General features: G+C 46.7%; 18 protein-coding genes, 2 tRNA genes and 3 rRNA genes. 22 read left to right on the top strand and 1 reads right to left on the bottom strand.

Going from position 1 to position 20144, the window contains the following annotated elements; genetic code table 11:
- Positions 1-102 precede the first annotated feature (102 nt).
- The 21 genes from dnaX to rsmI all read left to right on the top strand — a co-directional run bounded on the left by dnaX (position 103) and on the right by rsmI (position 17238).
- Positions 103-1809, top strand: a complete 1707-nt coding sequence (dnaX, locus tag MHB63_08790; protein MEK3806628.1) for a DNA polymerase III subunit gamma/tau — start codon at positions 103-105, stop codon at positions 1807-1809.
- Between the two features lie 17 nt (positions 1810-1826).
- Positions 1827-2153: a YbaB/EbfC family nucleoid-associated protein gene (locus tag MHB63_08785; protein ID MEK3806627.1), complete on the top strand. Its 327-nt coding sequence runs from the start codon at positions 1827-1829 to the stop codon at positions 2151-2153.
- 10 nt (positions 2154-2163) lie between these two features.
- Positions 2164-2760, top strand: coding sequence for a recombination mediator RecR (gene recR, locus MHB63_08780; protein ID MEK3806626.1), 597 nt, complete (start codon positions 2164-2166; stop codon positions 2758-2760).
- A 24-nt stretch (positions 2761-2784) separates the two neighbouring features.
- Positions 2785-3006 (top strand): YaaL family protein, encoded by a 222-nt coding sequence (locus tag MHB63_08775; protein MEK3806625.1) that lies wholly within the window; start codon positions 2785-2787, stop codon positions 3004-3006.
- Positions 3007-3070: 64 nt separating this feature from the next.
- A complete protein-coding gene (locus MHB63_08770; GenBank protein ID MEK3806624.1) occupies positions 3071-3337 on the top strand; it encodes a pro-sigmaK processing inhibitor BofA family protein in 267 nt (88 codons plus the stop codon).
- 259 nt (positions 3338-3596) lie between these two features.
- Positions 3597-5134, top strand: a 16S ribosomal RNA gene (locus tag MHB63_08765).
- A 151-nt stretch (positions 5135-5285) separates the two neighbouring features.
- Positions 5286-5362 (top strand) — tRNA-Ile (locus MHB63_08760).
- 12 nt (positions 5363-5374) lie between these two features.
- A tRNA-Ala gene (locus MHB63_08755) sits at positions 5375-5450 on the top strand.
- A 120-nt stretch (positions 5451-5570) separates the two neighbouring features.
- Positions 5571-8501, top strand: a 23S ribosomal RNA gene (locus tag MHB63_08750).
- 89 nt (positions 8502-8590) lie between these two features.
- A 5S ribosomal RNA gene (gene rrf / locus MHB63_08745) occupies positions 8591-8706 on the top strand.
- Together the 16S, 23S and 5S rRNA genes with 2 tRNA genes alongside form the textbook arrangement of a ribosomal RNA operon.
- Before the next feature lie 847 nt (positions 8707-9553).
- Entirely contained in the window at positions 9554-9742 is a 189-nt protein-coding gene (locus tag MHB63_08740; protein MEK3806623.1) for a sigma factor G inhibitor Gin, read from the top strand.
- Positions 9743-9928: 186 nt separating this feature from the next.
- Positions 9929-11353: an aminotransferase class I/II-fold pyridoxal phosphate-dependent enzyme gene (locus MHB63_08735; GenBank protein MEK3806622.1), complete on the top strand. Its 1425-nt coding sequence runs from the start codon at positions 9929-9931 to the stop codon at positions 11351-11353.
- 5 nt (positions 11354-11358) lie between these two features.
- Complete coding sequence (gene tmk, locus MHB63_08730; protein ID MEK3806621.1) at positions 11359-11985, top strand: dTMP kinase; 627 nt, start codon at positions 11359-11361, stop codon at positions 11983-11985.
- 86 nt (positions 11986-12071) lie between these two features.
- Entirely contained in the window at positions 12072-12401 is a 330-nt protein-coding gene (locus MHB63_08725) for a cyclic-di-AMP receptor (protein ID MEK3806620.1), read from the top strand.
- A 9-nt stretch (positions 12402-12410) separates the two neighbouring features.
- Positions 12411-12848: a YaaR family protein gene (locus MHB63_08720; GenBank protein MEK3806619.1), complete on the top strand. Its 438-nt coding sequence runs from the start codon at positions 12411-12413 to the stop codon at positions 12846-12848.
- 12 nt (positions 12849-12860) lie between these two features.
- Entirely contained in the window at positions 12861-13856 is a 996-nt protein-coding gene (gene holB, locus MHB63_08715; protein ID MEK3806618.1) for a DNA polymerase III subunit delta', read from the top strand.
- Positions 13857-13858: 2 nt separating this feature from the next.
- Positions 13859-14686, top strand: a complete 828-nt coding sequence (locus tag MHB63_08710; protein ID MEK3806617.1) for a stage 0 sporulation family protein — start codon at positions 13859-13861, stop codon at positions 14684-14686.
- A 13-nt stretch (positions 14687-14699) separates the two neighbouring features.
- Complete coding sequence (gene yabA / locus MHB63_08705; GenBank protein MEK3806616.1) at positions 14700-15068, top strand: DNA replication initiation control protein YabA; 369 nt, start codon at positions 14700-14702, stop codon at positions 15066-15068.
- A 266-nt stretch (positions 15069-15334) separates the two neighbouring features.
- Entirely contained in the window at positions 15335-16078 is a 744-nt protein-coding gene (locus MHB63_08700) for a tRNA1(Val) (adenine(37)-N6)-methyltransferase (protein MEK3806615.1), read from the top strand.
- The gene (locus MHB63_08695) at positions 16065-16388 is read left to right on the top strand and encodes a GIY-YIG nuclease family protein (protein MEK3806614.1); all 324 of its coding nucleotides are present in this window, start codon (positions 16065-16067) and stop codon (positions 16386-16388) included. The genes MHB63_08700 and MHB63_08695 overlap by 14 nt, the downstream gene beginning before the upstream one ends.
- On the top strand, positions 16360-17238 hold the full coding sequence (rsmI, locus tag MHB63_08690; GenBank protein MEK3806613.1) for a 16S rRNA (cytidine(1402)-2'-O)-methyltransferase: 879 nt from the start codon (positions 16360-16362) through the stop codon (positions 17236-17238). The genes MHB63_08695 and rsmI overlap by 29 nt, the downstream gene beginning before the upstream one ends.
- A gap of 42 nt (positions 17239-17280) precedes the next feature.
- On the opposite strand, the gene MHB63_08685 is transcribed toward rsmI, so the two are convergent.
- On the bottom strand, positions 17281-17559 hold the full coding sequence (locus MHB63_08685; protein MEK3806612.1) for an AbrB/MazE/SpoVT family DNA-binding domain-containing protein: 279 nt from the start codon (positions 17557-17559) through the stop codon (positions 17281-17283).
- Positions 17560-18153: 594 nt separating this feature from the next.
- Between MHB63_08685 and metG the strand changes: the two genes are divergently transcribed.
- A complete protein-coding gene (gene metG / locus MHB63_08680) occupies positions 18154-20112 on the top strand; it encodes a methionine--tRNA ligase (protein MEK3806611.1) in 1959 nt (652 codons plus the stop codon).
- Positions 20113-20144 lie beyond the last annotated feature (32 nt).

The following is a 20144-nucleotide window of genomic DNA, read 5'->3' as shown; positions in this document are numbered from 1 at the left end:
GCACTGCATTAATGCAGTGCGGGACTGACCCCTTTTTGGGCTTTGTAAATTCCTGTTTCCATAAGGTATAATAGAAAGGATGAATTTGAAGGAGGGCGTTATGTGAGTTATCAGGCTTTATACCGTGTTTGGCGGCCGCAGCAATTTCATGATGTCGTAGGTCAAGAACATATTACCAGAACGCTTCAAAATGCCCTGCTGCAAGATAAATTCTCGCACGCGTATCTTTTTTCCGGGCCGAGGGGAACGGGTAAAACGAGCGCTGCCAAGATTTTTGCCAAAACAGTCAACTGTGAAAAAGCGCCAGCTGCAGAGCCGTGCAATGAATGCTCAGCATGCCGGGGAATCACAGATGGCTCTATTTCTGATGTAATTGAAATTGACGCTGCTTCAAACAACGGAGTAGATGAAATCCGGGATATCCGGGATAAAGTAAAATATGCACCATCATCGGTTAAATATAAAGTCTATATCGTCGATGAGGTTCACATGCTTTCAATCGGCGCGTTCAATGCCCTGTTAAAGACGCTTGAAGAGCCTCCGAAACATGTCATCTTTATTCTGGCGACAACAGAACCACACAAAATTCCTCTCACCATCATTTCAAGGTGCCAGCGGTTTGATTTTAAACGGATCACGGCAGCTTCAATTGTGGGAAGGATGCAGGAGATTATTGATGATCAGAAGATAATCGCAGACCAGTCTGCACTTCAGGTCATTGCAAGCGCTGCAGACGGAGGAATGCGTGATGCGCTCAGTCTGCTTGATCAGGCGATTTCCTTCAGTGATGAAAGAGTGACGCTTGATGATGCCCTGCTCATTACAGGCTCTGTATCCCAGGCGATGATTGGAAACCTGATTCATTCCATGCATGAAAAAGATGTATCGAGTGCGCTGCAGACACTCGATGAGCTGATGAACCAGGGGAAGGATGCATCAAAGCTTACAGAAGACTTTATCTACTATTACAGGGATCTGCTCCTCTACCAGACAGCTCCGCAGCTTGAAGAGGTACTTGAAAGAGTGACGGCTGATGATCAGTTTGTCAGCCTGTCGAAAGAAATTCAGACTGATGCCATCTACCATGCGATTGATGTGCTGAACAAGAGCCAGCAGGAAATGAAATGGACAAACCATCCGCGCATCTTCCTTGAGGTTGCCATTGTGAAGCTTTCAGAGTTTGAGGGCAAAGGCAGAGCGGGCAGCGAAGGCGGAGGCGGCGATTACAGCGAACTTCAGGCCATGGTGAAGAAATTGTCCGGGGAACTTGAACTCCTGAAAAAGCAGGGCGTGCCACAAGGCGGGCAGCAGCAGGCGCAGCAGGGAGAGCAAAAAGCATCTAAGACAATCCGCGGCGGATATAAAGTCCCTTCTGGCCGGATTCAGGAAATCCTGAAAGATGCAACAAAGCCAAACCTTGCTGCCATTAAGGGCAAGTGGGGAGAACTCCTTGAAGAGCTCCGAAGACAAAATAAAGTATCCCATGCAGCGCTTCTGACGGACAGTGAACCTGTCGCAGCATCAGAGACTGCGTTTGTGCTAAAATTTAAATATGAAATCCACTGCAAGATGGTGGCGGACGATAATAACGGTGTCCGCAGCAATATGGAAGCCATTTTGCTTTCTCTTACAGGACGGACATTGGAAATGGTTGGCGTTCCTGAGCAGGAATGGGGTAAAATAAGAGAGGATTACATACGTGATCAGCGTCAGAATGATGACGGCAATACCCCTGATGAAAACGAGGACCCGCTGATCGCCGAGGCGAAAAAATTAGTGGGTGCAGACCTCATTGAAATAAAAGACTGATTTGGAGGAGATTATTAATGAACCGTGGCGGAATGGGAAACATGCAAAAGATGATGAAACAAATGCAGAAAATGCAGAAAGACATGGCAAAAGCACAGGAAGAGCTTGTAACAAAAACAATTGAAGGATCTGCAGGCGGCGGGATGGTTACTGTGACAATCAACGGCAACAAAGAGGTCACTGATGTAAACATCAAACCGGAAGTCGTGGACCCGGATGACATCGAAATGCTTCAGGACCTTGTGCTTGCAGCTACAAACGATGCACTCAAAAAAATGGATGATCTGACGAACGAAACAATGGGCAAATTCACAAAAGGCATGAACTTGCCAGGCATGTTCTAGGAGGAATGGGATGCATTATCCAGAGCCTATATCAAAGCTGATTGACAGCTTTATGAAATTGCCAGGAATCGGCCCCAAAACGGCGGTCCGCCTGGCTTTTTTCGTCCTGAACATGAAGGAAGACGTCGTTTTGGATTTTGCAAAAGCGCTTGTTAATGCAAAAAGGAATCTGACGTACTGCTCTGTATGCGGACATATCACAGATCAGGACCCTTGCTACATTTGCGAGGATCAAAGAAGAGACAAATCTGTGATTTGTGTCGTGCAGGACCCGAAAGATGTCATTGCCATGGAAAAAATGAAAGAATACACAGGCCTTTATCATGTCCTTCAAGGAGCCATTTCTCCAATGGACGGAATTGGTCCGGAGGATATTAAAATTCCTGAACTGCTTAAAAGGCTGCAGGATGATTCTGTCCAGGAAATCATACTGGCGACCAATCCCAACATTGAGGGAGAAGCGACGGCTATGTATATCTCAAGGCTTTTGAAGCCTGCAGGGATTAAAATGACGAGAATCGCACACGGTCTTCCTGTGGGAGGAGACCTGGAATACGCAGATGAAGTGACACTCTCTAAAGCGCTTGAAGGCAGACGGGAGCTTTAAAACAGGAGGAAGGGGAATTTTTCAATGTTTTTTCGCAGAAAAGGCTGGCTCAGAAAAGAATATGATCAGCTGCTTATTGACGACCTCCTCCATATGAAAAGTGAATGGAATCACAGAAAGCAGCTTGTTGACAAAAGCGTGGAGCCCTCGCCGGAAATCCTTTATGAACTTAAGGTTTCCCAGTCTAAATACTTCTTCTTATTAAGAGAAGCCAAGAAAAGAAATATCACCATCGGAAAGAAATAGCTTGTTCTATTTTTACCATCCTTTCATAGATATGTAGAAAGTAACGATGAAAGTGAGTGGTGGAATGGAACCTGTATATGTTTTTTCCATTCTTGGAGGCATCATCGTTCTGCTTCTTGTGGCAGGCGCCCCGATGAAATCAATGAGATGGATCGGGCAGGCGATGGCTAAGATTGTTGTAGGCGCATTGTTTCTATTTTTTATTAATGCATTCGGTACAAGCATTGACCTGCACATTCCTATTAACTGGACAACAGCAGCCATCTCGGGCTTGCTCGGATTGCCCGGGGTGGCGGCGCTTATCGTAATCAAAATGGTGATCTTAACGTAGAACGGGCAAAATAAACTGCCTGTTCTATTTTTTTTGTTGACACCCCGATGACACGGTGGTATATTAATAAACGTCGCTGATGACATTAACAAAAACTTCTTCAAAAAAGTTATTGACTTAATAGGACATCGCGTGATATATTAAGGAGGTCGCTTCAAGACGATGCGACATTAAAAGTTCTTTGAAAACTAAACAAAACCAAAAGCGTACCAAACGTTTTAAATTTTTTAAGTCAGCAACATTTATGAGTCACAAATTTTCTTCGGAGAGTTTGATCCTGGCTCAGGACGAACGCTGGCGGCGTGCCTAATACATGCAAGTCGAGCGGACCTCTTCGGAGGTCAGCGGCGGACGGGTGAGTAACACGTGGGCAACCTGCCTGTAAGACTGGGATAACTCCGGGAAACCGGAGCTAATACCGGATACTATGTCAAACCGCATGGTTTGACATTCAAAGACGGTTTCGGCTGTCACTTACAGATGGGCCCGCGGCGCATTAGCTAGTTGGTGAGGTAATGGCTCACCAAGGCAACGATGCGTAGCCGACCTGAGAGGGTGATCGGCCACACTGGGACTGAGACACGGCCCAGACTCCTACGGGAGGCAGCAGTAGGGAATCTTCCGCAATGGACGAAAGTCTGACGGAGCAACGCCGCGTGAGTGATGAAGGTTTTCGGATCGTAAAACTCTGTTGTCAGGGAAGAACAAGTGCCGGAGTAACTGCCGGCGCCTTGACGGTACCTGACCAGAAAGCCACGGCTAACTACGTGCCAGCAGCCGCGGTAATACGTAGGTGGCAAGCGTTGTCCGGAATTATTGGGCGTAAAGCGCGCGCAGGCGGTTTCTTAAGTCTGATGTGAAAGCCCCCGGCTCAACCGGGGAGGGTCATTGGAAACTGGGAAACTTGAGTGCAGAAGAGGAGAGTGGAATTCCACGTGTAGCGGTGAAATGCGTAGAGATGTGGAGGAACACCAGTGGCGAAGGCGACTCTCTGGTCTGTAACTGACGCTGAGGCGCGAAAGCGTGGGGAGCGAACAGGATTAGATACCCTGGTAGTCCACGCCGTAAACGATGAGTGCTAAGTGTTAGAGGGTTTCCGCCCTTTAGTGCTGCAGCTAACGCATTAAGCACTCCGCCTGGGGAGTACGGTCGCAAGACTGAAACTCAAAGGAATTGACGGGGGCCCGCACAAGCGGTGGAGCATGTGGTTTAATTCGAAGCAACGCGAAGAACCTTACCAGGTCTTGACATCCTTTGCCACTTCTAGAGATAGAAGGTTCCCCTTCGGGGGACAAAGTGACAGGTGGTGCATGGTTGTCGTCAGCTCGTGTCGTGAGATGTTGGGTTAAGTCCCGCAACGAGCGCAACCCTTGATCTTAGTTGCCAGCATTCAGTTGGGCACTCTAAGGTGACTGCCGGTGACAAACCGGAGGAAGGTGGGGATGACGTCAAATCATCATGCCCCTTATGACCTGGGCTACACACGTGCTACAATGGATGGTACAAAGGGCTGCGAGACCGCGAGGTTTAGCCAATCCCATAAAACCATTCTCAGTTCGGATTGCAGGCTGCAACTCGCCTGCATGAAGCTGGAATCGCTAGTAATCGCGGATCAGCATGCCGCGGTGAATACGTTCCCGGGCCTTGTACACACCGCCCGTCACACCACGAGAGTTTGCAACACCCGAAGTCGGTGGGGTAACCGCAAGGAGCCAGCCGCCTAAGGTGGGGTAGATGATTGGGGTGAAGTCGTAACAAGGTAGCCGTATCGGAAGGTGCGGCTGGATCACCTCCTTTCTAAGGATATGAGGTCGCTTTTGGTTTTTGTTTAGTTTTGAGAGAACTTTGTTCTCCATTTAAATAGGAAGTTTACTTTACAAGTAAGCGAGAACGTCATGCGCGTGCTTTTTTGTTCGTCGCAATCGTCTCTTTTATCCTTATATGAGATGGGCCTATAGCTCAGCTGGTTAGAGCGCACGCCTGATAAGCGTGAGGTCGATGGTTCGAGTCCATTTAGGCCCACCATCTCTTTAATACGGGGCCTTAGCTCAGCTGGGAGAGCGCCTGCCTTGCACGCAGGAGGTCAGCGGTTCGATCCCGCTAGGCTCCACCAAGAAAGTTGTTCTTTGAAAACTGGATAACGTAATTGATAACAAGTAATTCACTGAGATTTACGCTTACCATAGTGATTTTTCTTAGACTTTACAGTCTAAACAAACGATTGACCAATTTTGGTTAAGTTATGAAGGGCGCACGGTGGATGCCTTGGCACTAGGAGCCGATGAAGGACGGGACTAACACCGATATGCTTTGGGGAGCTGTAAGTAAGCTTTGATCCAGAGATTTCCGAATGGGGAAACCCACTGTTCGTAATGGAACAGTATCTTTACCTGAATACATAGGGTACTGAAGGCAGACCCGGGGAACTGAAACATCTAAGTACCCGGAGGAAGAGAAAGCAAATGCGATTTCCCAAGTAGCGGCGAGCGAAACGGAATCAGCCCAAACCAAGAGGCTTGCCTCTTGGGGTTGTAGGACACTCTATACGGAGTTACAAAGGAACGGGGTAGATGAAGCGGCCTGGAAAGGCCTGTCATAGAAGGTAAAAACCCTGTAGTCGAAACTTCGTTCCCTCCAGAGTGGATCCTGAGTACGGCGGGACACGTGAAATCCCGTCGGAATCCGGGAGGACCATCTCCCAAGGCTAAATACTACCTAGTGACCGATAGTGAACCAGTACCGTGAGGGAAAGGTGAAAAGCACCCCGGAAGGGGAGTGAAAAGATCCTGAAACCGTGTGCTTACAAGTAGTCAGAGCCCGTTAACGGGTGATGGCGTGCCTTTTGTAGAATGAACCGGCGAGTTACGATCCCGTGCAAGGTTAAGTTGATGAGACGGAGCCGCAGCGAAAGCGAGTCTGAATAGGGCGAATTAGTACGTGGTCGTAGACCCGAAACCAGGTGATCTACCCATGTCCAGGGTGAAGTTCAGGTAACACTGAATGGAGGCCCGAACCCACGCACGTTGAAAAGTGCGGGGATGAGGTGTGGGTAGCGGAGAAATTCCAATCGAACTTGGAGATAGCTGGTTCTCTCCGAAATAGCTTTAGGGCTAGCCTCGAGTATGAGAGTCTTGGAGGTAGAGCACTGATTGGACTAGGGGCCCTCATCGGGTTACCGAATTCAGTCAAACTCCGAATGCCAAAGACTTGCTCCTCGGGAGTCAGACTGCGAGTGATAAGATCCGTAGTCAAGAGGGAAACAGCCCAGACCGCCAGCTAAGGTCCCAAAGTATACGTTAAGTGGAAAAGGATGTGGAGTTGCTTAGACAACCAGGATGTTGGCTTAGAAGCAGCCACCATTTAAAGAGTGCGTAATAGCTCACTGGTCGAGTGACTCTGCGCCGAAAATGTACCGGGGCTAAACGTATCACCGAAGCTGCGGACTGTTCTTACGAACAGTGGTAGGAGAGCGTTCTAAGGGCGTCGAAGCCAGACCGGAAGGACTGGTGGAGCGCTTAGAAGTGAGAATGCCGGTATGAGTAGCGAAAGAGGGGTGAGAATCCCCTCCACCGAATGCCTAAGGTTTCCTGAGGAAGGCTCGTCCGCTCAGGGTTAGTCGGGACCTAAGCCGAGGCCGAAAGGCGTAGGCGATGGACAACAGGTTGATATTCCTGTACCACCTCCTCACCATTTGAGCAATGGGGGGACGCAGGAGGATAGGGCAAGCGCGCTGTTGGATATGCGCGTCCAAGCAGTTAGGCCGGGAAGTAGGCAAATCCGCTTCCCATATAAGGCTGAGCTGTGATGGCGAGGGAAATTTAGTACCGAAGTTCCTGATTCCACACTGCCAAGAAAAGCCTCTAGCGAGGTGAGAGGTGCCCGTACCGCAAACCGACACAGGTAGGCGAGGAGAGAATCCTAAGGTGAGCGAGAGAACTCTCGTTAAGGAACTCGGCAAAATGACCCCGTAACTTCGGGAGAAGGGGTGCTTTTTAGGGTGAATAGCCCTGAAAAGCCGCAGTGAATAGGCCCAGGCGACTGTTTAGCAAAAACACAGGTCTCTGCGAAGCCGCAAGGCGAAGTATAGGGGCTGACGCCTGCCCGGTGCTGGAAGGTTAAGGGGAGAGGTTAGCGCAAGCGAAGCTTTGAACCGAAGCCCCAGTAAACGGCGGCCGTAACTATAACGGTCCTAAGGTAGCGAAATTCCTTGTCGGGTAAGTTCCGACCCGCACGAAAGGCGTAACGATCTGGGCACTGTCTCAACGAGAGACTCGGTGAAATTATAGTACCTGTGAAGATGCAGGTTACCCGCGACAGGACGGAAAGACCCCGTGGAGCTTTACTGCAGCCTGATATTGAATTTTGGTACAGCTTGTACAGGATAGGTAGGAGCCTTGGAAACCGGAGCGCCAGCTTCGGTGGAGGCATTGGTGGGATACTACCCTTGCTGTATTGAAATTCTAACCCGCAGCCCTTACCGGGCTGGGAGACAGTGTCAGGCGGGCAGTTTGACTGGGGCGGTCGCCTCCTAAAATGTAACGGAGGCGCCCAAAGGTTCCCTCAGAATGGTTGGAAATCATTCGCAGAGTGTAAAGGCACAAGGGAGCTTGACTGCGAGACCTACAAGTCGAGCAGGGACGAAAGTCGGGCTTAGTGATCCGGTGGTTCCGCATGGAAGGGCCATCGCTCAACGGATAAAAGCTACCCCGGGGATAACAGGCTTATCTCCCCCAAGAGTCCACATCGACGGGGAGGTTTGGCACCTCGATGTCGGCTCATCGCATCCTGGGGCTGTAGTCGGTCCCAAGGGTTGGGCTGTTCGCCCATTAAAGCGGTACGCGAGCTGGGTTCAGAACGTCGTGAGACAGTTCGGTCCCTATCCGTCGTGGGCGCAGGAAATTTGAGAGGAGCTGTCCTTAGTACGAGAGGACCGGGATGGACGCACCGCTGGTGTACCAGTTGTCTTGCCAAAGGCATCGCTGGGTAGCTATGTGCGGAAGGGATAAGTGCTGAAAGCATCTAAGCATGAAGCCCCCCTCAAGATGAGATTTCCCATCACATTTGTGAGTAAGAACCCTGAAAGATGATCAGGTTGATAGGTCTGAGGTGGAAGCGCGGTGACGTGTGGAGCTGACAGATACTAATCGTTCGAGGACTTAACCACAGTCTAACTAAGCGTAAGTTGCACGTGAATCTTGTTATCAAACGTTACTCAGTTTTGAAAGAATAACTCTTTCAACCAATTGCATATTGTCTGGTGATGATGGCAAAGAGGTCACACCCGTTCCCATGCCGAACACGGAAGTTAAGCTCTTTAGCGCCGATGGTAGTTGGGGGTTTCCCCCTGTGAGAGTAGGACGTTGCCAGGCACGCAGAAAAAAAGGACAGCAGAGATGCTGTCTTTTTTGTTGTTCGGAAAAGAATAGGATGTAGGTAAATTTAACCTGGGCAAGGGTATTTGCGCCAGAAATAATGAGTGATGGTAATCAATCACCTGAATCGTCCTGCTAAACCGTAAAACGATATCAAAGGGTAAGCAACCATCCGAATCGTACCCTGTAAAACTGTAAAACGATATTAGAGGGTAAGCAACCATCCGAATCGTACCCTGTAAAACTGTAAAACGATATTAGAGGGTAAGCAACCACCCGAATCGTACCCTGTAAAACTGTAAAACGATATCAGAGGGTAAGCAAACCCCCGAATCGTACCCTGTAAAACTGTAAAACGATATCAGAGGGTAAGCAACCACTCGAATCGTACCCTGTAAAACTGTAAAACGATATTAGAGGGTAAGCAACCACCCGAATCGTACCCTGTAAAACCGTAAATCGATATTAGAGGGTAAGCAACCACCCGAATCGTACCCTGTAAAACTGTAAAACGATATTAGAGGGTAAGCAACCACTCGAATCGTACCCTGTAAAACCGTAAAACGATATTAGAGGGTAAGCAACCGCCTGAATCGTACCCTCTCAAACCGTAAAACGATATCAGAGGGTAAGCAAAAGGCCTAAATGAAAGCAAATAGATCCTGCATGTTCTATAAAAAAAGAACGCCTCTCCCTGCAGCCCGGTTATTTTATATAGACATACACGATTTGGGCTCACCGGCATACAATGGGAGAGGGAATGAGTATTCGAAATGTTGTATACAACAGTGGATCTGTGGCAAAACTGCTTGTATGGAGGTGGAGAACAGTGAATTCGGAAGATGTGAAGAAACCGGCTGGGGAAACGTGTATTATATGCGATACAGAAAAGGTGAAGGGAATTCATCTCTATACAAGTTTTGTTTGTACAGATTGCGAGACTGATATGATTCAGACAGAAACGGAAGATCCCAAGTACGCCTATTACGTTGATAAACTGCGGAGGGTGAAAACACCGCCGCTCTATTCTTAAGCTGCCGTCACAGGCGGCTTTTTTGTTTTATGCGCATTAGGAGGTCCAGGCGCAAGCGTCCGCAAAACAGCCTGGATCGAATCTGCCGGCCAGGTCTGTCAGACCTGACTCCGGTGCTTGCGCTTTTTTCGGCGGGCTTCTATTGATATAATGGCAATAAGACATAATAAAGGACGGTTTCGTTAGATGGCAGCACCGCTGTATGAAGCATTAAAGAAGCATGAGCTTCAAAACCCGGTTTCGTTTCATGTGCCGGGGCATAAGTATGGAAAGGTTTTTCCGGAGGAGGCTGCAGGAGATTTCAGGAGCGTTCTCAGGCTTGATGCAACGGAGATCACGGGACTTGATGACCTTCATGATCCAAGCGGCCCCATATTGGAGGCGCAGAGGCTGGCTGCTGAGCTGTATCAGACAGATGAAACATTTTTCCTTGTGAACGGGTCAACTTCCGGGAATTTGGCGATGATTATGGCTTGCTGTGAGCCTGGAAAGCCTGTTTTGGTTCAGCGCAATAGCCACAAGTCAATCATTAATGCCATCAGGCTCTCCGGGGCAAAGCCGGTATTTCTTTCACCAAGGATGGACGAAGCGTACGGTGTTCCGTCCTATGTGGAGACAGAGACGGTGAAAGAAGCTGTCAAAAGGTTTCCGGAGGCAAAGGCACTCATTTTGACAAATCCGAATTACTACGGCATCACTGCAGACCTCAGAGAAGCGGTGGAACTTGCTCATAGAGAAGGAATTCCTGTTTTGGTGGATGAAGCTCATGGCGCTCACTTTGTTCCCGGCATGCCATTCCCTGCTTCTTCAATTGAAGCAGGGGCTGATGCTGTTGTTCAGTCCGCTCATAAAACGCTTCCTGCGATGACAATGGGGTCATTCCTCCATGTGAATGGCGGGCTGATTGATCGGAACAGGCTTTTATACTATCTGTCTGTTTTTCAAAGCAGCAGCCCTTCATACCCTATTATGGCCTCGCTTGATTTGGCAAGGGAGTATATGGAGAAGCTTGTTTTAACCAAAGGTGCGGTTGAAATCTTGCAAGCTGTGGACGTCTTTAAAAAAAGTGTGGAGGCGAACAAAGAGGTTGAAATTGTCACGACAATGGATAAACGCGCAATCATCGATCCTTTAAAACTGACAATCAGGTCTGCAGCCGGGCTTTCAGGGTTTGAGCTTCAGCGCCGCCTTGAAGAGCAGGGAGTCTATACAGAGCTTGCAGATATCCAAAATGTTCTTCTTGTTTTGCCTCTCAGCAGGAATCAGGCAGATTCATTCCTCTTTTCTTCTGATAAGGGCGATGAGGGAAGAATTCCATTGGATCCGCTTTTATATAAGGAAGAAAATCAAAAAATCAGTATGCTTCCCCTATCGTACGGGGAATTAAATGGGTATAGTAAAGAAGTCGCGTCATTTGAGGATGCAGCCGGGCTGTTAAGCGGAGAGGCTGTTATTCCGTATCCGCCGGGTATTCCTCTTTTAATGGAAGGAGAAATCATTACGGAGGAGCATGTGAGGCAGATCAGAACATTAATGGCATGCAAAGCGCGCTTTCAGGGCGGACAGGCATTGAAAGATGAACAGCTTGCTGTTTATATACAGAAAAGGTGATTGTAGTGAAAGGGACGTTTATTACATTTGAAGGGCCGGAGGGAGCAGGGAAAACGACTGTTCTGCAAAAGGTTCATGAGGAGTTTAAACAACAGGGCATTGAGGCTGTTTTTACAAGAGAACCCGGAGGAATCCGGATTGCCGAACAGATCCGTGAAGTGATTTTAAATAAAGAAAATACGGAGATGGATGCAAGAACAGAAGCGCTGCTTTATGCAGCTGCCAGAAGACAGCATATGGTCGAAAAAGTCATTCCGGCATTAAATGAAGGAAAGCTGATCATCTGCGACCGTTTTATTGACAGTTCTCTTGCTTATCAGGGATATGCGCGCGGGATTGGCACAGAAGAGGTATACTCCATCAATCTATTTGCCATTGACGGGGTCATGCCTGATCTTACGGTTTACTTTGATATCGCTCCTGAACGCGGTTTGATGAGGATCAGCCGCAATGACGGCCGTGAAGTGAACCGGCTTGATCTTGAAAAAATGGATTTTCATGAGAAAGTTCAGGAAGGGTATAAACAAACGATAGAAAGATTTCCGGACCGGATCAAAGTGATCAACGCCGATCAGAGTCTTGAAGATGTGTGCCGGGACGTAATGGAAGTTTTAATTCCTTATTTAAAGTGAACGCTGATATAATGGGAATACAATTACCATAAATGAAACAATGCTTTATAGAAAGATAGCTGTTAAACTATAAGGAGGCATACATGATGAAAATGATCATTGCGGTTGTACAGGACCAGGACAGCAATAAGCTGTCGAGTGCATTGGTTGAACATAATTTCAGAGCGACAAAGCTTGCATCAACGGGCGGTTTCTTAAAATCCGGGAACACAACGTTCATGATTGGGACAGAAGATGCCCGGGTTGAGAAGGCATTATCTGTCATCAGGGAAAATTGCCAGTCAAGAGAACAGCTGGTGGCACCCGTCTCTCCAATGGGAGGAAATGCGGATTCCTATGTCCCTTATCCTGTTGAAGTAGAGGTCGGCGGAGCGACGGTGTTTGTTCTTCCGATTGAACAGTTTCACCATTTTTAAGGTGACGATATGAAAATTAATCAGGATCTCCGCACAGCGCCGGATAAACGAAATGCAGGCCCTATGCCTTCCGGTGCAAGCCGGCCGTTTTCCGAGCTTGTGCAAAAACAGGAGACGAAGCTGCATCTGCATCAGTTGAACGGAATGCTTGCAAGTGTGGAGGAATCCGGCCGCCGTGTAGCGAAGTCCCGCAATATGAGGGACCTTGCGCGGTACAAATCCCTTGTAAAGCGGATGATGAAAGAAGCTGTAGAATACGGACTGCAGCTGAAACAGTCCTCGAGTTTTGATTTCACCGGCAGCAGCAGAAATCATACAACCGTATTGGAAATTGACCGGCAGCTGATTGAATTGACAGAGGCTTTGCTTCAGGAGGAGCAGTCCTCCATTGACATACTGGCAAAAATAGGCGAAATCAAAGGCCTTTTAATGAACCTTTATACGTAAAGAGTGATAGAAATGACGATGAGCACATGGAATGATTTAGAAGAGTACCAGCCCAGAGTCCTTAAACTGCTTGGAAACAGCTTTGAGAAGAACCGCCTTGCTCACGCGTACCTTTTTGAAGGGAAAAAAGGTACCGGGAAAAAGGAAGTCAGTCTTCTTCTCGCCAGAAGCTATTTTTGTGAAAAACCGGACGGGCATAAGCCGTGTGAGACATGCAGAAACTGCAAGCGCATCCATTCCGGAAACCATCCTGATCTGCATCTGGTGGAGCCGGATGGACTTTCGATAAAAAAATGGCAGATTCAAAGTCTTCAGGAAGAGTTTACAAAAACAGGGGTAGAATCAAACAAAAAGCTGTATATCATCTCCCACGCTGATAAAATGACGGCAAATGCCGCAAACAGCCTGCTTAAATTCCTGGAGGAGCCAAACGCGGACACGATGGCCATTCTTTTGACCGAACAAGTGCATCAGATGCTTGACACTATTCTCTCAAGATGCCAGACGCTCACTTTCATGCCGCTCCCCGTCTCAGCCATTGAAAAGGAGCTGCTAAAGCAGGATGTGCCTGCTAATTATGCAAGACTCGCTGCAAGAATGACCAACAGTTCTGAAAAAGCGCTCGAATTAAGTCGAGATGATTGGTTTGCACAGGCAAGACGTGTAGTGATAAAATTGTATGAAGTGATCTTTAAGCGAAATGGACAGGCGTTCGTCCAGGTTCAAACGCAATGGGTGCCTTTTTTCGCTGAAAAAGAACAGCAGGACATGGCTTTTGACTTGCTTTTATATGTATATAAAGACATTCTTTCCATCCAAATAGGCAATACAGATCATGTTATCTATCAAGATCTGCTTCCACAGTTAGAACAACATGCCATTCAAGTATCCAGACAAAAGATCCTTGAAAAAATCACTTCTATATTAGAAGCAAAAAAAAGACTCCAGATGAATGTGAGTCCACAATTACTGATGGAGCAATTGGTTTTATCTTTGCAGGAGGGATAGAATTGTACGATGTAGTGGGTGTCCGCTTTAAAAAAGCGGGTAAAATATATTATTTCGACCCTAATGGGCTTCAAATAGAAAACGAAGATTTTGTGATTGTCGAAACAGTAAGAGGCGTCGAGTTCGGCAAAGTCGTCATTCATAAAAAGCAGGTTGGAGAGAATGACATCGTTCTTCCTCTGAAAAAAGTGCTGAGGGTGGCTGATGCAAAAGACCGCCTGATCGTAGATGAAAACCATCATGCAGCAAAAGAGGCGTATGAGGTCTGCCAGCATAAGGTGACAGAGCACCGGCTTGATATGAAGCTTGTAGATGTTGAGTATACATTTGACCGGAACAAGGTTATTTTTTATTTCACAGCAGATGGCCGCGTGGACTTCAGGGAGCTTGTAAAGGATCTGGCGGCTATTTTCAAAACGCGCATTGAACTGCGCCAGATTGGCGTCAGGGATGAGGCAAAGATGCTTGGAGGCATCGGACCCTGCGGCAGAATGCTTTGCTGCTCCACATTCCTTGGCGATTTTGAACCGGTTTCCATCAAGATGGCGAAAGATCAGAACCTTTCGCTCAATCCAACAAAAATTTCCGGCTTGTGCGGAAGGCTTATGTGCTGCCTGAAATATGAAAATGATGAATATGAATCTGCCAAAGAACAGCTTCCTGATATCGGTGAGTCAATCGGCACGCCGATAGGCACAGGAAAAGTAGTCGGGTTAAATATATTGGAACGGGTTTTGCAGGTTGAACTTTCAGAAAAAGACCGCGTGGTTGAATTTACTTGGGAAGAATTAATGAAAGAAGGCGCTGTTCCAATGAAATCCACAGATTGATGAGGTGGAACAAGTGGATAAAAAAGAAATCTTTGAATCTGTAAGCAGCATGGAAGAACAAATCGGTTCCCTGTACAGACAGCTTGGAGAGCTGAAGCATCACCTTGGCGGCCTGCTTGAGGAGAATCATCATCTTCAGATTGAAAATGATAACCTCCGCAGACGCCTGAATGCAACAGCAGCTGCAGCAGATCAAAAGAAGCAGATGAAACAGCATACAGATAAACAGGGAATGGATTCAAAGATTGTGGACATTGGAGAGGGCTATGATAACCTGGCCCGTCTCTATCAGGAAGGTTTCCATATATGCAATGTTCACTATGGAAGTGTCCGCAAAGACGGAGACTGTTTGTTCTGTCTTTCCTTTCTTAATAAGAAATAACCGGGCTTTCCTGCGAGGGGAAGCTTTTTTTAAGGTCTGAAAAGAAATATTCTGAACGGATTTGTTCTTGTTAAGGATATTATAATGAATGTAAGGATATGGATAGTATATCCTCGGCAAGCGTAAGCGCCTAGATCCTCTGTCAGAACAAATCCGGCAAAAAAGGCGGGACCCGGACTTTTCTGCCGGATTCTTATCTGCCTATCGGAGCGGGCCTTGGCACTTGCGCTTTTGTTGATATTTATATAGAAAGAAAGGATTTTACGATGGTCGATTTAACAGGAGATGAGCGTTTGGATTACCTTCTGGCTGAGGATTTAAGGATTGTGCAGAGTCCGTCTGTTTTTGCCTTCAGTTTAGATGCGGTTCTTCTATCCAAGTTTGCTTATATGCCGATTCAAAAAGGGAAAGTGCTGGATTTATGCTCAGGGAATGCCGTGATTCCGCTGCTGCTTTCGACAAGATCTAAAGCAGACATTACCGGTGTTGAAATTCAGGAGCGGCTTTTTCAAATGGCTGAAAAAAGCATTGCCTATAATAACCTCCAGAATCAAATCACGATGATTCACGGTGATTTAAAGGATATGCCGGGCGTACTTGGCCACGGGAAATTTGATGTGATCACGTGCAACCCGCCTTATTTTAAAACGCCGAAGAAGGATGAACAAAATCAGAATGAACATTTAGCGATTGCGCGGCACGAAATTCTCTGCACGCTTGAGGATGTCATTTGTGCGACCAGCAAGCTTGCCCGAATGGGTGCAAAGATCGCCTTTGTTCACCGGCCTGGCAGACTGCTTGAAATTACGGAGCTTATGAAAAAATACAAAATCGAGCCTAAACGGATTCAGCTCGTATATCCTAAGCAGGGAAAAGAAGCAAATACCCTGCTGATAGAAGGAATTAAAGGCGGACAGCCGGATCTGAAGATTCTTCCTCCGCTTTTTGTCTACAATCAGAACAATGAATACACAGATGAAGTGAAAGAGATCCTGTATGGAAAGCAATAGCACTCATTTTTTCTATGTGCTTGAGTGCAGGGACGGAAGTTATTATGCAGGCTATACGAATGATCTTGCCGCCCGCCTGGAGAAGCATAATGCCGGAAAGGGTGCCAAGTATACACGGGCGAGAGGCCCTGTGAAGCTCCTGTATGCAAAGCAATTTTCCTCAAAAAGGCCGGCGATGAGGGCGGAATATGCTTTTAAACAGCTGCCGAGGAGAAAGAAGGAAGAGTTTCTTGCTGATCCTGAACGCTTTACAGCTTGGGATTTCTGGCAGAGGGAGGATGATGAAGATGCAGGAACAGAAAAGCTTTAATGCGGACACAGAGTGGGGCTCGCTCTACCTTGTGCCAACGCCGATCGGCAATCTGGAGGATATGACCTTCCGCGCCGTTTCCATTTTGAAAGAAGTGGATGTGATTGCTGCAGAGGATACAAGGGAGTCTAAAAAGCTCTGCAATCATTTTGAGATTGGCACACAGCTGATCAGCTATCATGAACATAATAAAGAATCAAGCGGCTTTAAAATTCTGGAACTGATGAAACAGGGGAAAAATGTAGCGCTTGTCAGCGATGCGGGCATGCCGATTATCTCGGACCCCGGAAGCAAGCTTGTGGAAGATATCCTTGCTGAAGGCGGAAAGGTGATCCCTCTTCCCGGTGCAAATGCAGCACTTACAGCACTTGTGGCATCAGGCATAACTCCCCAGCCCTTTTACTTTTTCGGTTTTTTGGACAGGCAGAAAAAAGAAAAGAAAAAACAGCTAGAAGCTTTGGCAAACCGGACGGAAACGATGATTTTTTATGAATCTCCGCACAGGCTGAAAGAAACACTTGCAGCAATGGCGGAGATTCTGGGAGAACGCCGTATCTGTCTTTCTAGAGAGCTCACAAAACGATTTGAAGAATTCATCAGAGGGACAATACCTGAAGCTGTGAAGTGGGCTGAGGAAAACCAGATCCGCGGAGAATTCTGTCTGATTGTGGAGGGACAGGATATCAACAGCATCCCTGCAGAAGATGAGTGGTGGGATTCTCTGTCGCTTGAAGAGCATGTTGCGCATTATGTGAACGAGGGAATGTCATCGAAAGAGGCAATCAAACAGGTTTCAAAGGAGCGGAATGTTCCGAAGAGAGATGTGTATCAGTCTTATCACGTTGAATAGGATAAAAAAAGACCTGGCGGATTTCCGCCAGGTCTTTCGTACTTATTTTACTAAGTTGCTTTGGATTTCTTTAAGGATCTGCTCTGCACCTTCACGGCTTAGAACTAATTTTCCGTTGCCAAGAGTGAAGTTATCGTCAGATACTTCGCCAGTTACAGCGCAAGTCATGTTTGGTTTATATTTTTTAAGGATAATTCTTTCATCATCCACATAGATTTCAAGAGCGTCTTTTTCAGCGATTCCAAGTGTGCGGCGCAATTCGATCGGAATTACCACTCGGCCAAGCTCGTCAACTTTACGTACAATACCTGTAGATTTCATATTTTGTTCTCCTCCCAATAATAAAGGTTCTATATGTGTTTTTTCTTAAACTTCGTCATAATTCGACAAAATCTTCATCCTCATAAGCATAACAGTGTTTCCAATAAACGTCAATCAGAAACTATTCAATAGGCTGCGAAAATAAGTGAAAGTTTCGTGAACCCTTACAGCCTTAGCGGTATTAAGATATATACCCGTCAAAAAAGGAAAATAAACGCATAAAAGGGAATATATAATTATACATAGAATAGTATTAATTCAAAATATTGTTAACTATATTATAACGATTGTTCGACAAGAATCAACAAAAATTATTCATTAGGAAACATTTGGCATAATTATGCCACTCATACTATTCCTGGGGGTCTTTGTTTTTTTGTCCATAGAAGGTATATTTTCTTGATATTAAAGGCTAAGATGGTATCATAAAGAGTATAATTCGATTGGAAATCTATTAAGGATAAGCGCTCTCGTCCATTGGGCGGGGGCTTTTTCCAGAAATAAGAATATATAGATGCGCATTGCCGGCATCAGACGCCTGCGCTTTTCTTATCTCTATCCTAGAGACAGTCACCATTACCGGGAGGGAAACCGATGGAAGATCAGAGAAAATCGTTCTACCTTACAACACCTATTTATTATCCAAGCGGAAAGCTTCATATTGGACATGCATATACAACCGTTGCCGGGGATGCAATGGCCCGCTATAAACGCATGCGCGGATTCGACGTCATGTATCTGACAGGAACAGATGAGCACGGCCAGAAAATACAGCGTAAAGCAGAAGAAATCGGCGTCACTCCACAAAAATATGTCGATGACATTGTCAGCGGAATTAAAGATCTGTGGAGCAAGCTCGACATTTCTTATGACGATTTTATCCGTACGACTCAGGACCGCCATAAAGAAATTGTAGAGAAAGTGTTTGCGCAGCTGCTTGAGCAGGGCGATATCTATCTTGACCAATACGAAGGATGGTACTGTACGCCGTGTGAGTCCTTCTTTACGGAAAGACAGCTTGAAAACGGCAACTGCCCTGACTGCGGACGTCCTGTTGAAAAAGTAAAGGAAGAGTCCTATTTCTTTAAAATGAGCAAATATGCAGACCGTCTCCTTGCGTACTACGAAGAAAATCCGGAATTCATTCAGCCTGAATCACGCAAAAATGAAATGATCAACAATTTCATTAAGCCCGGCCTTGAGGATCTTGCTGTTTCCCGTACGACATTTGACTGGGGAGTGAAGGTTCCCGGTGATCCGAAGCACGTCATTTATGTATGGATTGACGCTCTTTCCAACTATATAACTGCTCTTGGATACGGAACAGAAAACGATGAAAAGTACCGGAAATACTGGCCGGCAGATGTTCACCTCGTCGGCAAAGAGATTGTCCGCTTCCATACAATTTATTGGCCGATCATGCTGATGGCCCTCGATTTGCCGCTGCCAAAGAAAGTGTTCGCACACGGCTGGCTGCTGATGAAAGACGGTAAAATGTCCAAATCAAAAGGCAATGTTGTGGACCCGGTCACGCTTATTGACCGATATGGTCTTGATGCTCTCCGCTACTACTTGCTTAGAGAAGTGCCTTTTGGCTCTGACGGTGTTTTCACTCCGGAAGGATTTATCGAAAGAGTGAATTATGACCTTGCCAATGACTTAGGGAACCTGCTGAACAGAACGGTTGCCATGATTCAGAAATACTTTGACGGCGAAATTCCTGCCTACAGCGGAGCACAAACCGAATTTGACGGTACGCTTGCTGCATTCAGCGGGGAAACGATTAAGAAGTATGAAGAAGCGATGGAAAAGATGGAATTCTCGATTGCTCTTAATGCGCTATGGCAATTTATCAGCAGAACAAATAAATACATTGATGAAACACAGCCATGGGTTCTGGCAAAAGATGAGGAAAACCGCGGTAAATTAGGTTCAGTGATGGTGCATTTAGCTGAGTCTCTCCGCATCTCCGCCATTTTGCTGAAGCCGTTTTTGACCAAAACACCTGAAAAGATGTTCGAACAGCTTGGCATTTCGGATGCTTCCCTGAAGGAATGGGACAGTCTGTCCTCATTCGGCAGCATCCCACAGGTGAAGGTTGCAAAAGGAGTTCCAATCTTCCCTCGTTTAGAGGTTGAAGAAGAGGTTGCCTATATTAAAGAACAGATGCAGGGTACGGCTCCTGCACCAGCTGAGGAAGCTAAAAAAGAAGAAAAAGCAGAAACAGCACCGGAAATTACGTTTGATGAGTTCATGAAGGTTGAAATGCGTGTAGCTGAAGTCATCCATGCAGAGCCTGTAAAAAAAGCAGACCGTCTGCTCAAGCTGCAGCTTGATCTTGGCTCGGAAAAAAGACAGGTTGTATCAGGTATTGCAAAAAGCTATCAGCCTGACCAGCTTGTAGGGAAGAAAGTCATCTGCATTACAAACCTTAAACCGGTTAAGCTTCGCGGAGAGCTGTCACAGGGAATGATTCTTGCCGGCGGCGGAGAAGGAAACTTGTCGCTTGCTACTGTCGATTCAAGTCTTCCAAATGGTACAATTATTAAATAAAAAAGAGAAAAAAAGAGGTGTTTCACGTGTAA

The sequence above is a fragment of the Bacillus sp. FSL H8-0547 genome, assembly GCA_038002745.1.
In the GTDB taxonomy this organism is placed as follows: Bacteria; Bacillota; Bacilli; order Bacillales; family Bacillaceae; genus Bacillus_P.
The sequence above is the reverse complement of the archived record's forward strand: the minus strand, read 5'-3'. Positions and strand labels throughout refer to the sequence as shown.

Bases quoted from the DNA above. Each gene is read 5' to 3' on its own strand.
- MHB63_08720 (MEK3806619.1), top strand. From the start codon at position 12,411: ATGAAAATTAATCAGGATCTCCGCACAGCGCCGGATAAACGAAATGCA.
- rsmI (MEK3806613.1), top strand. From the start codon at position 16,360: ATGAAGATGCAGGAACAGAAAAGCTTTAATGCGGACACAGAGTGGGGC.
- MHB63_08770 (MEK3806624.1), top strand. From the start codon at position 3,071: ATGGAACCTGTATATGTTTTTTCCATTCTTGGAGGCATCATCGTTCTG.
- MHB63_08700 (MEK3806615.1), top strand. From the start codon at position 15,335: ATGGTCGATTTAACAGGAGATGAGCGTTTGGATTACCTTCTGGCTGAG.
- MHB63_08685 (MEK3806612.1), bottom strand. From the start codon at position 17,559: ATGAAATCTACAGGTATTGTACGTAAAGTTGACGAGCTTGGCCGAGTG.
- MHB63_08785 (MEK3806627.1), top strand. From the start codon at position 1,827: ATGAACCGTGGCGGAATGGGAAACATGCAAAAGATGATGAAACAAATG.
- metG (MEK3806611.1), top strand. From the start codon at position 18,154: ATGGAAGATCAGAGAAAATCGTTCTACCTTACAACACCTATTTATTAT.
- holB (MEK3806618.1), top strand. From the start codon at position 12,861: ATGACGATGAGCACATGGAATGATTTAGAAGAGTACCAGCCCAGAGTC.
- MHB63_08725 (MEK3806620.1), top strand. From the start codon at position 12,072: ATGAAAATGATCATTGCGGTTGTACAGGACCAGGACAGCAATAAGCTG.
- MHB63_08695 (MEK3806614.1), top strand. From the start codon at position 16,065: ATGGAAAGCAATAGCACTCATTTTTTCTATGTGCTTGAGTGCAGGGAC.
- recR (MEK3806626.1), top strand. From the start codon at position 2,164: ATGCATTATCCAGAGCCTATATCAAAGCTGATTGACAGCTTTATGAAA.
- MHB63_08775 (MEK3806625.1), top strand. From the start codon at position 2,785: ATGTTTTTTCGCAGAAAAGGCTGGCTCAGAAAAGAATATGATCAGCTG.
- MHB63_08735 (MEK3806622.1), top strand. From the start codon at position 9,929: ATGGCAGCACCGCTGTATGAAGCATTAAAGAAGCATGAGCTTCAAAAC.